The organism is Rhodococcus sp. T7 (assembly GCF_009872365.1).
In the GTDB taxonomy this organism is placed as follows: domain Bacteria; phylum Actinomycetota; class Actinomycetes; order Mycobacteriales; family Mycobacteriaceae; genus Rhodococcus_F.
Genome location: NZ_WXYH01000374.1, coordinates 22367 through 36701, shown reverse-complemented (window position 1 = coordinate 36701; position 14335 = coordinate 22367). Strand labels below are relative to the sequence as shown.

13 protein-coding genes are annotated in these 14335 nt (G+C 67.6%); 4 read left to right on the top strand and 9 right to left on the bottom strand.

Features of this window, described 5'->3' with window-relative positions; translation table 11 throughout:
• On the bottom strand, nucleotides 1-1931 hold a 1931-nt coding region (locus tag MLGJGCBP_RS40470; protein WP_442972144.1), incomplete at its 3' end, for a heavy metal translocating P-type ATPase.
• A gap of 127 nt (nucleotides 1932-2058) precedes the next feature.
• On the opposite strand from MLGJGCBP_RS40470, the gene MLGJGCBP_RS40465 reads away from it, so the two are divergent.
• Nucleotides 2059-2334 (top strand): dsRBD fold-containing protein, encoded by a 276-nt coding sequence (locus MLGJGCBP_RS40465; protein ID WP_160102985.1) that lies wholly within the window; start codon nucleotides 2059-2061, stop codon nucleotides 2332-2334.
• 40 nt (nucleotides 2335-2374) lie between these two features.
• On the opposite strand, the gene MLGJGCBP_RS40460 is transcribed toward MLGJGCBP_RS40465, so the two are convergent.
• The 7 genes from MLGJGCBP_RS40460 to MLGJGCBP_RS40430 form a co-directional block, all read right to left on the bottom strand.
• Nucleotides 2375-2626, bottom strand: a complete 252-nt coding sequence (locus tag MLGJGCBP_RS40460) for an acyl carrier protein (RefSeq protein ID WP_160102983.1) — start codon at nucleotides 2624-2626, stop codon at nucleotides 2375-2377.
• 10 nt (nucleotides 2627-2636) lie between these two features.
• Nucleotides 2637-3821: a dihydrolipoamide acetyltransferase family protein gene (locus tag MLGJGCBP_RS40455; RefSeq protein ID WP_160102981.1), complete on the bottom strand. Its 1185-nt coding sequence runs from the start codon at nucleotides 3819-3821 to the stop codon at nucleotides 2637-2639.
• A gap of 10 nt (nucleotides 3822-3831) precedes the next feature.
• Nucleotides 3832-4806 (bottom strand): alpha-ketoacid dehydrogenase subunit beta, encoded by a 975-nt coding sequence (locus tag MLGJGCBP_RS40450; protein WP_160102979.1) that lies wholly within the window; start codon nucleotides 4804-4806, stop codon nucleotides 3832-3834.
• On the bottom strand, nucleotides 4806-5804 hold the full coding sequence (gene pdhA / locus MLGJGCBP_RS40445; RefSeq protein ID WP_160102977.1) for a pyruvate dehydrogenase (acetyl-transferring) E1 component subunit alpha: 999 nt from the start codon (nucleotides 5802-5804) through the stop codon (nucleotides 4806-4808). Before pdhA ends, MLGJGCBP_RS40450 begins: the two co-directional genes overlap by 1 nt.
• Nucleotides 5801-7585, bottom strand: a complete 1785-nt coding sequence (acsA, locus tag MLGJGCBP_RS40440; protein ID WP_160102975.1) for an acetate--CoA ligase — start codon at nucleotides 7583-7585, stop codon at nucleotides 5801-5803. The genes pdhA and acsA overlap by 4 nt, the downstream gene beginning before the upstream one ends.
• 36 nt (nucleotides 7586-7621) lie before the next feature.
• Nucleotides 7622-7909, bottom strand: a complete 288-nt coding sequence (locus MLGJGCBP_RS40435; RefSeq protein ID WP_124395365.1) for a DUF1876 domain-containing protein — start codon at nucleotides 7907-7909, stop codon at nucleotides 7622-7624.
• A gap of 283 nt (nucleotides 7910-8192) precedes the next feature.
• On the bottom strand, nucleotides 8193-8456 hold the full coding sequence (locus MLGJGCBP_RS40430) for a three-helix bundle dimerization domain-containing protein (RefSeq protein ID WP_124395366.1): 264 nt from the start codon (nucleotides 8454-8456) through the stop codon (nucleotides 8193-8195).
• Between the two features lie 170 nt (nucleotides 8457-8626).
• On the opposite strand from MLGJGCBP_RS40430, the gene MLGJGCBP_RS40425 reads away from it, so the two are divergent.
• The 3 genes from MLGJGCBP_RS40425 (at nucleotide 8627) to MLGJGCBP_RS40415 (ending at nucleotide 11678) form a co-directional block, all read left to right on the top strand.
• A complete protein-coding gene (locus tag MLGJGCBP_RS40425) occupies nucleotides 8627-9154 on the top strand; it encodes a GNAT family N-acetyltransferase (protein ID WP_160102973.1) in 528 nt (175 codons plus the stop codon).
• A gap of 113 nt (nucleotides 9155-9267) precedes the next feature.
• Nucleotides 9268-10728: a bifunctional aminoglycoside phosphotransferase/ATP-binding protein gene (locus MLGJGCBP_RS40420; protein ID WP_236581661.1), complete on the top strand. Its 1461-nt coding sequence runs from the start codon at nucleotides 9268-9270 to the stop codon at nucleotides 10726-10728.
• On the top strand, nucleotides 10725-11678 hold the full coding sequence (locus MLGJGCBP_RS40415; RefSeq protein ID WP_160102969.1) for a 1-phosphofructokinase family hexose kinase: 954 nt from the start codon (nucleotides 10725-10727) through the stop codon (nucleotides 11676-11678). Before MLGJGCBP_RS40420 ends, MLGJGCBP_RS40415 begins: the two co-directional genes overlap by 4 nt.
• 194 nt (nucleotides 11679-11872) lie before the next feature.
• On the opposite strand, the gene ppsA is transcribed toward MLGJGCBP_RS40415, so the two are convergent.
• Nucleotides 11873-14209: a phosphoenolpyruvate synthase gene (ppsA, locus tag MLGJGCBP_RS40410; protein WP_160102967.1), complete on the bottom strand. Its 2337-nt coding sequence runs from the start codon at nucleotides 14207-14209 to the stop codon at nucleotides 11873-11875.
• Between the last annotated feature and the right edge of the window lie 126 nt (nucleotides 14210-14335).

Below are 14335 nucleotides of genomic sequence, written 5' to 3'. Positions count from 1 at the left end.
CCGTGTTCGGCGGAGAAGCGGTGCAGCATGTCCTCGGTTCGGGCGGGCACGACGGTATTGTGGGCGCGGTCCCCGCGCAGTGCCCGGAGTGCGTTGAGGATGACGGCGACGTCGATCGCTTCCTGCAGCAGCGCGCCCAGCGCCGGGGTCAGCCAGCCGAGCGCGGCACATCCCATGGCCACCAGCGACAGCCCCATGCCGACCGCAGCGCTTTCGACGGCAATGTGGCGCGACCGGCGTGCGATTTCCATCGCATCGGCGAGGCGGTCGAGTCGATCGGTGGTCAAGACGATGTCCGCGGCCTCCGAACTCGCCGTCGACCCGCGAGCGCCCATGGCGACTCCCACCGTCGCGGCGGCGAGCGCCGGGGCGTCGTTGACGCCGTCGCCCACCATCACGGTCACCGCCGACTGTCTTTCGCGGCGCACTCCCGCCACTTTGTCCGAGGGGGTCTGCTCGGCGTAGACACGATCGAGACCGAGAACCGTCCCGATCTCCTCGGCGGGCTCACGCCGGTCCCCGGTGAGCATCACCAGCCGGGTCAGGCCGGCGGACCGCAGTCGTCGCAGTGTTCGAGGCGCGTCTCGGCGCAGTGGGTCGACCAGCAGGATGGCACCGGTGAGCTGGCCGTCGACAGTGACCCATGCGACGACAGCGCCGTCGAGAGCGCTGCGGGTGAGCACGGTGCGTGCCCACTGCGGTGCCTGCGGCGGCAGCGTCAGTGCGCCGACCGTCACCCGGTGCCCGTCGACGGTGGCCGTCACGCCCGCGCCGGCTTCCTCGACTACGTCGGTGGGATACGACAGCACCAGTCGCCGCACTTTCGCTTCCTGCACCAGGGCGGCGGCGAGGACGTGGGGTGAGACCTGGTCGGCGGACGCCGCCAGGCGCAGCACCTCGGCGCTGTCGTGTCCGGGGGCCACGACGATGTCGGTACTCGAGGGTCGGCCGCTGGTGAGGGTGCCGGTTTTGTCCATCACGAGGGTGGTCGCGTGGCCGAGGTTCTCGAGGGCGCCGCCGCTGCGAATCACCACACCCACCCGGGAGGCACGCGAGAGTCCGGACACGATCGCGACCGGTGCGGCGAGGAGCAGCGGGCACGGGGTCGCGACGACGAGGACGGCGACCGCTCTGGTCGCCGAGCCGCTGAGCGCCCACGCCGCGGCGGCGAGGAGGAGGGCGAGTGGGAGGAACCAGGCCGCGATCCGATCGGCGAGTCGGATTACCGGGGCGGACTCCGCGGCGGCTTCTCGTGCGAGCCGCACGACACCGGCGTAGGTGCTTTCCTCGGCACTCGCGTGTGCCTCCATCTCGAAGACGGCGCCGGCGTTGACGACACCGGAGCGCACGGCCTCCCCTATGCCGCGCTGAACGTGCATGGGCTCCCCCGTCAGCGCTGCCTCGTCGAGGACAGCGAGTCCGCTGGTGACCCAGCCGTCGGCGGGGACGGTTTCGCCGGACCCGACGACGAGAACGTCTCCGGCACAGATCTCGTCGATCGCCACGACCTCGATGCCGTCCCCGACATGGCGCCGCGAGGACCGTGGGGCTCGGTCGAGCAGGGTGCGCAAATCCTTGGCTGCTCGCCGGGTCGCGGCAGCGTCGAGGGTCTGACCGGTTGCCAACATGACGGCGATCAAGGCACCGGCGAGATACTCGTCCACCAGTAGTGTGCCGAGCAACGAAAGTACCGCGATCAGATCGACGCCGATGCGGCCCCGGCGCATCGCTGCGACGACCCACCACACCGACGGCACGATCGCGAGGACGGTGCCGGCGATCCAACAGCGGTCCGCGACACCGGGTGCTCCACTCAGCCAGGCGAGCCCGCCGACGACCAACGCGGTGAGGGTCAGCCCCAGCAAGGCGGGTTCGGCTGCACGGCGCCAGCGTTCCCACCGGCTGGGCTCGGGGGTCGGCACGTCGACCACGGCGATGCTCCTCTCCGACGCGACGACGAAGGTCACCGCGCCCAGTGACCGGGTGCCCTACCTCGGCGCTCGCGGCCCGCGGTTCGCTGAACACAGCGATCGAACGCACGGGACGAGGGAGCGGACAGTGAATGAGCAGCAATGGTCGGTGGTTGTCCATCTCGACGAGCACACCGCGGACGGTTCCGAGATGTCGGTGTCGGCGCGGGCGCGACTGGTGGGGCTCGACGGTGTGACGCTCGAGGGCGCTGGCCAGGCACGGCTGTTCGCCCGCCACTCCACCGCGGTGACCATCAGCAGGGAAGTCGCGGTCGCCCGCGCGTTGGCGGACCTGTCACACCGACTGCTCCGATCGGCGGCTGACGAGGAGGCGGTCGCCAGTCGCGCGAACCGCGGAGGGTAGGAAATCGGGTCACCGGCGCAACCCGATATCGGGTAGCCCGTCATCTCCCCGCCATCCGTGTGGCCAGGTATTCGGTCACATCCCGCAGCGTGACGAGTTGGCGGTAGTCGGCCTCGGGGATGTCGACCCCGAATTTCGTGTGCAATCGCACGAGGAAGTTCAGCCAGTCCATCGAGTCGAGGTCGACCTGTTCACGAAGCGGTGAGTCGGCGGCCAGGTCCTCCTGCGCGACCTCGGGTGCGATGTCCTGTAGTGCCGTGACCACGGCGGTACTGATCTCGGTGGTGTCCACGGTCAGCTCCTCACAAGTCTTGCGGATGTTGTAGTAGTTCTCTGATTTCGTTGAGGAACCGGGCTCCGCGATGCCCGTCGGAGACACGATGGTCGGCGGCCAGTGTGGTGGTGACGATCGGGAGGACGTCCAGCTTGCCGTCGACAGCCCAGGCCCGGTCGGCAGGCATACCGAAGCCGACCAGCGCGACCTGCGGTGGGTAGATCACTCCGAAGACCGATCCCACGCCCCGCTCGCCGAGATTGGTCACCGTCAGTGTCGGATCTGACATCTCGGAACTGCGCATCGATCCGGCGCGGGCGCGGGCCACCAGGTCGGTGAGTTCACTCATCAACTGTCCGAGTGGTTTGTCTGCAGTGTCGTGAATGGCCGGGGCGACGAGACCGCCCTGCCGTAGGGAAATCGCAACCCCGACATGCACGCGGGTCTGGGGATGGAACGTGTCGTCCTGCCAGAATCCGTTCATCTCCGGAATGCGTTGGGCTGCCAGGGCGACGGCCTTGAGTTGGAGGGCGGCCATCAGAATCCGTGCCGTGACGGGACGGCCGGTGTTCTCGCGTTGCAGCCAACGTGCCGCGGCCTGCAGGGGGATGTCGTCGGCCAGGTAGTAGTGCGGGATCTCCCGCTTGGATCGGCTCATCAACGCGGCGATCGCCCGCCGCATCTCGCGGGCCTTGTCCACCATCACCTCGGGCGCCGGGGCGGCAGGCTTTCCGGCTTCGGCGGCGCGGAGGACGTCGTCGAGAGTGACCGACGACAGCGGTCCGGTGCCGGTGAGTGTGGTCGGGTCGATGCCACGTTCGTCGGCTTCACGCCGCGCCACGGGAGAAATGCGCGGTCGCCGGTGCGGTTCCGGCTCCGTCGACTCGATCGTGGCCGGCTCGGGCGCCCGCTCCGGTGCGACGGGCCCGTGCGCCATTGCGAGCTCGTGCGCCGGCTCCATGGTCGGCTCAGGCTCACCGGGTTCGCGCAGCGTTGCCATGGGCGTTCCCACGGACACCGTGGTCCCGGGTTCGACCAGCAGCCGATGAATCGTCCCGGCACGCCAAATTTCGACGTCCACAGCCGCTTTCACCGTGTCGACGGTCGCGACGGCTTGGCCGCGCGCCACGTCGTCGCCGGGTTTGACGAGCCAGTCGGTGAGGGTGCCCTCCTCCATGTCGGCACCGAGAGCAGGTAATGCGAAGTCGAACATTTCGTCCTCCTCACCGATCGCCGATGACATTCCACGCGGTGGAGACAATCGTGTTCACCTGCGGTATCGCCGCCTGCTCGAGGTGCTTGGCGTAGGGCACGGGAACTTCGGCGCTGCATACCCGCCGTGGGGGTGCGTCGAGTTCGTAGAACGCCGTCTCGACGATGCGGGCCATCACTTCGGAGGCGAGACTTCCACTGCGCCATCCCTCGTCGACGACGATGGCACGATGCGTCTTGGACACGGACCGGGTGATGAGGTCGGTGTCCAGAGGGCGCAAGACACGAAGGTCGACGACTTCGGCGTCGAGTCCCTGGCCGGCCAGCGTTTCCGCCGCCGCTGTCGCTTTCGGCACGGACCCGCCGTAGGCGATCAGACTGATGTCGCTACCGGTGCGCCGAATCCGGGCGGAGTCGATGTCCACAGGTTGCGGCCAGTCGAGATCCTCGGTTGTGTTGTAGAGCTGCACGTGTTCGAAAATGATCACCGGGTCGGGATCGGCGAGGGCCGGCGCCAGCATCCCCCGCGCGTCGGCCACCGTGGAGGGCGCGAGGACCCGAATGCCAGGGATGTGGGCATACCAGTTCTCGAGACTGTGTGAGTGTTGGGCGGCGAGTTGCCGACCTGCGCCGGTCGCCATCCGCACGACCACGGGCACCGAGAACTGCCCACCCGACATGTGCCGCAGAGATGCCGCGGTGTTCACGATCTGATCGAGGGCGAGCAGACTGAAGTTGACGGTCATGATCTCGATGATCGGCCGCATACCACCGATTGCGGCCCCGATCCCGACGCCGACGAAGCCCAATTCGGACAGTGGCGTGTCCCGGATCCGTGCGGGCCCGAACTCGTCGAGCAACCCCTTCGACACGGCGTAGGTGCCCCCGTAGCGGCCCACGTCCTCACCCATCAGGAAGACCCGGGGATCGGCCTGCATCGCCTCGCGGATCGCATCCCGCATGGCCTCGCGATAACTGGTCTTCATCACGCCTCCTGCGCCGCGTCGGCGGGGGTGATGACGTCCCGCATCAGTTCACTGGCCTCCTCGAAAGACCCGGCCTCGGCGAACGCGACTGCGGCATCGACCTCGGCCGCCACCTCCGCGTCGATGCGCAGGAACTCGGTCTCGGTGAACAGCCCGAGTTCCTTGAGCCGGGCGGAGAAGGTGTGGATGGGCCCGCGTTCCTTCCATGCCGCCACTTCCGCTTTGTCTCGATACAGTTCGGGATCGAACATCGAGTGGGGGCGGAACCGGTAGGTCTGGAACTCGATGAAGAACGGGCGACCGGTCGTGCGGACGTGGGCGGCGCCGGCGCGGGCCGCCTCGTGGGTGGCGATCACGTTCATTCCGTCGGCGCAGAGTGTGGGAATGTCGAAGGAGGAGGCTTTGACGCACAGGTCGGTCTGGGACTCGGACCGGGCCAGGGCCGTCCCCATCGCGTACAGGTTGTTCTCGCAGCAGAACAGCACGGGCAGTTGCCACAGAGACGCCAGATTCATCGATTCGTGAAAGGCGCCCTCGGCCATGGCGCCCTCCCCGAAGAAGCAGGCGGTCACGCGCTGGATGTTCTGCATCTTGTCGGCGAGCGCGAGACCGACCGCGAGGGGGATTCCTCCGGCGACGATGGCGTTGCCGCCGTAGAACCGTGTCGCGGCGTCGAAGAGGTGCATGGAACCGCCCCGGCCTCGCGAGCATCCCTCGCGTTTGCCGTACATCTCCGCCATGATCGCGTTCATCGAGACCCCGTGCACGAGGGCGTGACCGTGTTCGCGGTAGGTGGCAACCACCGCGTCCCCCTTGTCGAGGGCGTGCAGTGCCCCGACCGCGACTGCTTCCTCACCGATGTACAGGTGCAGAAACCCACGGATTTTCCCCGCCCCGTAGAGTTCCGCCGCCTTTTCCTCGAGCCGCCGGATCCGGAGCATATCGGTGAGCAGCGTGACCGCGAACGTCTTGTCGTATGAAAACTCAGTGGTGCTCATCCGCCTGCCTCCAACGTCGACGTGTCCCCCTCCGGGAGACCGAGTTCCCGGGCCTTGAGCAACCTGCGCATGATCTTTCCGCTGCGGGTGTGCGGCAGGGCACTCATGAAATCGATCGCCTTCGGGGCGACGGCGGCCCCGAGTTTGGTGCGGGCGTATCCGAGGAGTTCACGGCGCAGTGCGTCGTCGGGGGTCCAGCCGCTGTTGACCGAGACGAACGCCTTGACCACTTCCCCGACCAGTTCGTCGGGTACGCCGATCACTCCCGCCTCCGCGACCGCGGGATGTTCCATGAGGATGTTCTCCACTTCGAACGGTCCGATGAGGTGACCGGCGGACTTGATGACGTCGTCGGCGCGCCCGACGAACCAGAAGTAGCCGTCGGCGTCGCGCTTGGCGAGGTCCCCTGTGAGATACCAGTCCCCGGAGAAACAACGGCGGTAACGTTCCTCGTTGTTCAAATACCCGCGGAACATCGCCGGCCACCCGCGGCGCAGCGCGAGTTCACCTTCGATGTCCGGGGTATCGATCACCGCCACCTCCCGAGCCTTCTCGCCGCCGCGGGGTGGGGTGACGATGGCCGCGTCGACACCGGGAAGTGGCCGGCCCATCGAACCCGGTTTGATATCGAAGCCGGGGGTATTGGCGATCATGATCCCCCCGGTCTCGGTCTGCCACCAGTTGTCGTGGATGGGACGGCCCAGCACATCTCGGCCCCAGAGCACCGCGTCCGGGTTGAGTGGTTCGCCGACACTGGCGATGAACCTCAAGTGGGGGAACAAGTATTTTCGGGCGAGTTCGGAGCCGGATTTCATCAACATTCGCACTGCCGTCGGTGCGGTGTACCAGACCGTCACCGCTTGTTCGCTCAGGATGCGGTACCACCGTTCGGCGTCGAACTCTGCGGTGTCGACGATCGAAGTGACACCGTGAAGCAGTGGGGTGATCACACCGTACGAGGTCCCGGTGACCCAGCCGGGGTCGGCGGTGCACCAGAAAACGTCCGAGGGGTGCAAGTCGAGGGCGTAGCGGCCGGTCGCGAAATGCGTTGCCACCGCTCCGTGCACATGGATCGCTCCTTTCGGCGTACCGGTCGTCCCACTCGTGAAATGCAGCAGTGCGGGGTCGTCCCGGCTTGTCGGGGTGATCTCTGCATCGTCGTCCGCCTCGGATATCGCGGACTCGAAGTCGACGGTGCCCGGTGTCTCGGTGTGTTCGTTGTTGCGATCACCGACCACGAGGATGTGCCGCAGGGTGGGTAGTTCCTCCCGGATCTTCGCGACCCGACGCCGGTACAGCAGATCCGTGGTCACCAGGACCTGGGCGCCGCCGAGCCGGATCCGGGTGGCCAGCGGTTCCGGTCCGAACGCGGAGAACAGCGGAGAGACGACACACCCGTTACGGAGGGCACCGAGAATCGCGACGTACAGCTGCGGTATCCGACCGGTATAGACGAAGACACGGTCCCCTTTCCCCACCCCGAGATTCCGCAGCACATTCGTGAAACACCGCACACGCCGGGCGAACTCGGAGAATGTCAGGTTCTCCGCGGCGAGCGCACCGGTGTCATCGCCCGCGCCGACGAATCGGAACGCGAGCCTCTCCCCCTGCAGGCCGTCGGCATGCCGATCGACGGCGTAGTAGGCAATGTTGCATCCACCGGGTGCGTCGCCGAGTTCTCGCTCGGTGTCCGCCCAGGTGAATCGGGCGCGTTCGCCCTCGTAGTCGGTGAAGTTCGGTGCGACCCCGAACCCGATGGGGGCGTGGGAAATGATGGTCATCCAGCTCTCACCTTCTCCGACGGCGCACGATCTGCCTTACGCGTCGAGATGGACGGTCTTGCGGGTGGCCGCTTCGAGATCCGCGACCGTGGTTTCGATCAACTGGTGGGCGAGGTCGGCGAGCGCGCGTGCGGTGGCCAACTCGTCTCCGATCTCGGGAATCTCGGTGTCGTGTGGATTACGGCGGGCCATTCCGACGCCGACCAGCGACGTGGTGTCCTGTGTGCGCAGGCGTGCCTCTGCCCGGGTCCGGGATCCGCCTTCCTCCGAGTCGTGTTCGTCGATGACGATGTCCACTGACCATTTCTTCTCGTGCGCGCTCATGGCTGTCTCCTCCTGCTAGTGGTGGCGGCACGTCGCGGTGCGACGTGTTCGATGTCTGCGGGGCCCACTCGTCTGGTCGCCCGGGGGCGGCGTTTGGGTGGCCCTGTCGATCTGCGAACGGTGGGATCACTCCTGTGCCGGCTCGACGCGGCGTCGAGCCCGGTCCCCAGTCCTGGGGGATGGTGGTGGCGCCCGGACGCCCCGCGCGGGCCTGGCCGGCGGATACGAGCGGCGAGTGTGGTGTCTGCGGTCATGATCACTCTTCCCAGCGAACTGTGCCGGTTCAGCCGGACGTACGCACCAGGCCCCCGCGGTCCCACGAGGCGGCCCGCTCCAGGGCGGCGAGGAGGCGTTGGCGGGCGACGCGTTCGGCCAGTTCCGGAATGTCTGCTGCCGGAACTCCGGCGAGGTCTCGAACGCTCTCCGCGACGACCCGGGAGATGGTGGTTCGGGAGATCGACTGGTCGAACTCCGCTGCAAGGCGCGCGACCACCGCGTGTCCGGGGTCCGCATCGGTGCTGTCGGTGGGCGTATCGGTGCTGGCCACGAGTGTCGATTTCCTCTCTGTGTGGCGGAGGGGTGCCTTCAGCATCGCCGCCGCGACGCCGGGATCAATAGAGGCGAAGGACCGTAGTCGGTGACTTATGGCTCTGACCCGCGGGCCCGCTGCGGAGGTTGAATTCTGTGAGACGGCATCGACGGATCAGGTGAGTACGGATGGTGAGCACGTTTTCCCGGTCGCCTGCGGGCCTGGTGGTCCGCCCACTGCGCACCGCCGACCATGAGGCGGTCCGCCGGTTGCACGAACGGTTGAACACGTACGACACGTACATGCGGTTCTTCACCGTCTGCCCCGCGCACTTGGCAGCGCTGGCGGAGGCGATTTGTGTGGCCGATCCCCGTCATTACGCGCTCGGCGCGTTTGTCGATGGCACGTTGGTGGGTGTTGCCAACTATGTGGCCCTCGACGCCGGCGACGCACCCGCGGAGGTGGAATTCGCTCTTGTCGTCGACGACAACTACAGGATGCACGGGATCGGGACGATGCTGCTGACCCGCCTCGCCGCGGCCGCGCGACAGCGCGGCGTCACCCGCATGAGGGCCGAGATTCTGGCGCAGAACGCCATGGTGCTGCAGGTGATTCGCGATCTGGGCTGGTCCGCTGCGTTGCACCGCGATGGCGCCGAGATGCACCTTGACCTCGACCTGGGTGACGTTCCTTCGCCTGCGGTTGCGGGCGGATGAACGGGGTCGGCGTGCACGGGTGGACCTCGCCGGAATCAGTGGACCAGTCGGCCACCACTCTCCCGGCGGTGGTCCGGGAAACCCACACAGCGTATATCGTGATGATCGGCGACATGGTCTTCAAGGCAAAGAAGCCGGTTCGGACGGCATTCCTGGATTTCAGCACCGCCGGGAAACGCAGGGCGGCATGCCTGCGCGAAGTGGACCTGAACCGGCGGCTCTCTCCCGACGTGTATCTCGGCGTCGCCGAACTCACAGATCCGCAGGGCGGTCCGGCGGAAGCACTCGTGAAGATGCGCAGGATGCCGGACAGCCGACGCTTGGCCTCGATGGTCGTCCGCGGTGAGGACCCGACGGAACCGCTGAACGCGGTTGCCGGTCTGCTCACCGGTTTTCACCAACGGTGCCGCCGGGGACGGGACATCGACCACGACGCGACCCGGGACGCCGTGGCCGCGCGCTGGCGAGAGAACGTGGACGAGGCGGCCGGATACGGCGACGGCACGCTGCTGCCGGGCGTGGAGGTCGACGAGGTCCGATTCCGAGCGTGCCGATATCTTGCGGGCCGTCGAGAACTGTTCGATGAGAGGATCGAACTCGGACGGATCGTCGACGGCCACGGCGACCTTCTGGCGGATGACATCTTCTGCCTTCCGGACGGCCCGCGCATCCTGGATTGCCTCGACTTCGACGACCGTCTGCGGCATCTCGACGTCATCGATGACGCCGCCTGCCTTGCCATGGATCTCGAGTTCCTCGGCCGTGCGGATCTCGCAGAGACATTCCTCGCCCGGGTCCGGGCGGAATCTGGCGACGATCCGCCGCCCTCGTTGATCCACCATTTCATCGCCTACCGTGCGTTCATGCGGGCCAAGGTTTCCTGTCTGCGCCACACCCAGGGTGCGGCAGACGCACGGGCCGACGCACACGGGCATGTCCGTCTGGCGCTGCGTCACCTGCGCGCGGGTTCGGTTCGATTGGCCCTCGTCGGCGGCCTCCCCGGCACCGGAAAATCCACGCTGTCCCGCGCCCTCGCAGAGCGCACCGGTGCGGTCGTCATCGCAAGCGATCACGTGCGGAAGGAACTCGCCGGTGTCGACCCCGGTGTGTCCTGCGGCGCCGACTACGGCCACGGTCTGTACACCGAGGCCAGGACCGATGGCACCTACGCCGAACTGCTGCGTCGGGCAACACGATTGCTGTCCCGAGGACGGTCGGTCGTCCTCGACGCCTCGTGGACCGATCCACGACTGTGCGCGTGGGCCGCGGCGGCCGCCGACCGCACCCACAGCGACCTGATCGAAATCGAATGCGCGGCGCCCCGGTCGGTCGCGGTCGAGCGAATCGGACACCGGCCCCCTGGTGGCGTGTCGGATGCGACCTCCGAGGTGTACGACGCCCTCGCGGCCCGCTATCGGCACCGGGTGTCGGCCACCCTGATCGACACGACGGCCGATCTTCCTGCCGCGACTGATGCCGCGTTGGCGCTGTGGGGTGAGACTGGAGAACGGCCACAGCCTGCTCCGTCGGTACAGGCCGACGAAGCAGTATCCACACCGGGGAGCCCATTATGAACGACATCGTGACGCTGACGATGAACCCCGCCCTCGACATCACCACGGTCACCGGGCGGGTCATCCCCACGGACAAGATGCGCTGCGGTACCCCCCGGCGCGACCCCGGGGGCGGCGGAATCAACGTCGCCCGGGTCCTGAACGTGCTCGGCGAACGGGCGACCGCGGTATTCCCGTCCGGGGGACACAGCGGCCGGGCGCTCGAGGATCTCGTGGCCACCGAAGGCGTGCACAGTCGCACTGTCACGATCCGCGGATCGACCCGGGAAAGCTTCACCGTCAACGAGGAACAGACCACATTGCAGTACCGGTTCGTCCTGCCCGGCCCACTACTGACACCTCTGGAGGTCGATTCGTGCCTCCACCTGCTGACCACCACCGCTGCGGATGCCCGGTTCGTGGTGGCCAGCGGAAGTCTCCCCCCGGGCGTTCCGGTGGATTTCTATCAGATCGTTGCGGACATCGTGTCCAACCGGGGCGCGCAACTCGTGCTCGACACGTCGGGTCCGCCGTTGCGGGCGGTCCATCGCGGCGTGTACCTCCTCAAACCCAGCATTCGGGAGCTGCGTGAGTGCGTCGGGCGCGAGTTGGTAACCATCGACGACCAGGTCACTGCTGCACGAGATCTCATCTCGTCCGGGGTGTGCGAGGTTGTGGTGCTCTCGCTCGGCGCGGCGGGCGCGGTCCATGTGACGGCGGAGGAGGCGGAGCACTGCCCCTCCGTGAAGGTTCCGGTGGTCAGCGGTGTCGGGGCGGGCGACAGCATGGTCGCCGGCACTCTCTTCGGGCTGGCACGCGGGTGGGACATGCGGGACTCGGTGCGTTTCGGCATTGCCGCGGGAGCGGCCATGCTCGGGACCCCCGGCACAGCACTGTGCTGCCGCGCCGACATCGACCGCTATTACGCACAACTCACCGACCGCGCCACGGTGGGCGGTGGCGAAGTCTGACCAGCACGCCCGTTGTGCGGCGGTGTGACCGGCGCTGCGCCGGTGTCGATTCGGGATACGACGGCCCTGCACATCACCGTCGCACTGGAACGAGTACGCAGCTATCTCCCACGGTCAATGGGTCATGTTGGTCACCGAGTTCGGCGCACCGGGCGCGCCGCGCATAGGTGACTCCGCCTGTGCCGGGTCCCCATTCAGCCTTCCGCCCGGTGCTCGGACCGTGCACGATCGAGGAGGATCCGGCGTTCGGCAGCAGACACCATGCGCCTGGTGCGCGCCGCCACATCCGGTGCCACCGACACCGAGGTGATCCCCTTGCGGACCAGATGTTCGGCGAGGGCCGGGTTCGTCGAGACGGCCTGCCCGCACAACGACGTGGTGAGCCCCGCGCGGGTCGCCCGTTCGATGATCGAGTCGATGGCATCGAGCACTGCCGGATCCATCGTGTCGAACAGGTCCCGGCAGATCTCGGAGTCACGATCGACGCCGAGGACGAGTTGGGTAAGGTCGTTGGTTCCGATGGAGACTCCGTCGATACCCAGGGCCGCGTACTCGGGGATCCAGTAGATGACCGACGGGACCTCCGCCATGATCCACCGGTGCATCCGGCGATCGGAGCCGAGCGGATGCGCATCGAGATGGCGCAGGCAGCTCTCGAGCTCCCAGCGGGTCCGCACGAACGGGACCATCAGGTGCACGTTCGGGTGACGTGCCCGCACGCGGTGGACGACGTCGAGGTCCAGCCCGAACAATTCCGGTTCACGCACGTACCGGAAACATCCGCGGTAGCCGATCATGGGATTGTCCTCCACGGGCTCGACGTCGCCACCCCTGAGATTGGCGAACTCGTTGGTGCGCAGGTCTATCGCCCGGTAGATCACCGGACGCGGCGCGAAGGCCGCGGCGATTCGTTCGACGCCCGCGGCCATTTTCGCCACGTATTCGTCCCGCCGGCCCTCGGCCAGCACGGTGGCCGGGTGGGTCCCTTGCAGCGCGTCCATGATCATGAACTCGGCGCGCAAGAGCCCGACCCCGTCGACATCGGTTGCCGCGACTGATTCGGCGGCGTCGGGTGTCGCGAGATTGACATATACCGCAGTCGCCGTCGGTTCCGTCCAGGCGTGCCCGCCACCGCGAGGAGGCGCCACGAGACCGGTCGCGGTATCGACGGTGGGCGCGCTCACCGCCACGCCGCCTTCGGATACGGTGCCCGCGTCGCCGTCGACGGTGACGACCATTCCATCGGTGAGCGTGGTGGTGGCATCCCGGGTTCCGACAACGACGGGTCGGCCCAGTTCCCGGCCGACGATCGCGGCGTGGCAGGTGATTCCGCCCCCGTCGGTGACGATCGCCGCGGCGCGACGTAATACGGGCAGCCAGTCCGGTCGTGTCATCGGGGCAACCAGGATGTCGCCGTTCTGAAGTCGGTGGGCATCGGCGACCGACCGGAGCACACGCACCTGCCCCGATCCCGTTCCAGGGCTCGCGCCGAGCCCCTGCGTGAGCACCTTGCCGACGGACATGGTTCCCGATGCCGGTGGTGCAGCGGCGATCGGACGGTCACCGAGCGTCGTGATGGGGCGGGTCTGCACTATCCAGAGTTTGTCGCCGGCGAATGCGAATTCGAGGTCCTGCGGCGCCTGGTAGTGATCTTCCACCGACACCGCCAGCAGGGCGAGGCGCTCGACCTGGGCGTCGGTGAGGACGCGGATACCGCGCTCGGTGACGGGGATCTCGGTTCTGTGTTCCCCGTCTGCGTCGACTGTGATCGCGAAATCCTGTGCTCCGATATGGACATCGAGGATGCGGAATCCGTCCTTGGAAACTGTGTAGGTGTCCGGTTCGACCTGCCCGCCGACCACCACCTCGCCGAGTCCCGTCGCGGCCTCGATGACGACATGATCACGTGCCCCGGTACGCGGGTCGGCGGTGAACGCCACTCCGGAGCGGTCGGAATCGACCATCCTCTGGACGACGACCGCGACCGCCGGCTCCTCCGTCACACCCTGGACGCTGCGGTAGGTGAGCGCGCGCTCGGACCACAGCGACGCCCAGCACTTGCGGACCGCCTCGACCAGATCCTCCAGCCCGGCGACATCGGTGAAGCTGTCGTGGATACCGGCGAACGACGTGTCAGCGGCGTCCTCGGCGGGCGCGGACGAGCGCACCGCGACACGTACCGTCGGGCCGAGTTCGCGATAGGCGTCGGCGATCTCGGCGCGCAAGGAATCGGGCGCCGGCACCCCCAGGACGACGCCGCGCAACTCCTGCGCGGCGACCGTGAGCGCCGCCTCGTCCGCCCCGGCCGGGGGCAGTGCCCAGGCGCGCAGGGTGGACCGCACCCCGGCGCCGTCCATCGCGTCCAGATAGGCGTCCTTGGTCACGACGAACCCCGGTGGGACGGGGAAACGGGCGTGGGTCAGCTCGCCCAGATTTGCGGCTTTACCTCCGACCGAGGGAGCGTCGGGCAAGCGGACCTGATCGATCGGTCGCACCCATCGGTGCTCGACCGCCGCATGGGTGGTGTTCATGGGATCTCCTCACCGTCTCGCTCCAGACAACACCGCGGGTGTCGCGACCGCACAGGGTCGAAAGTCACCGTGACGGCGGCGCCGTGCCGCGACCGAAGACCCTGGTGCCGGGCCCGGCACCGATCC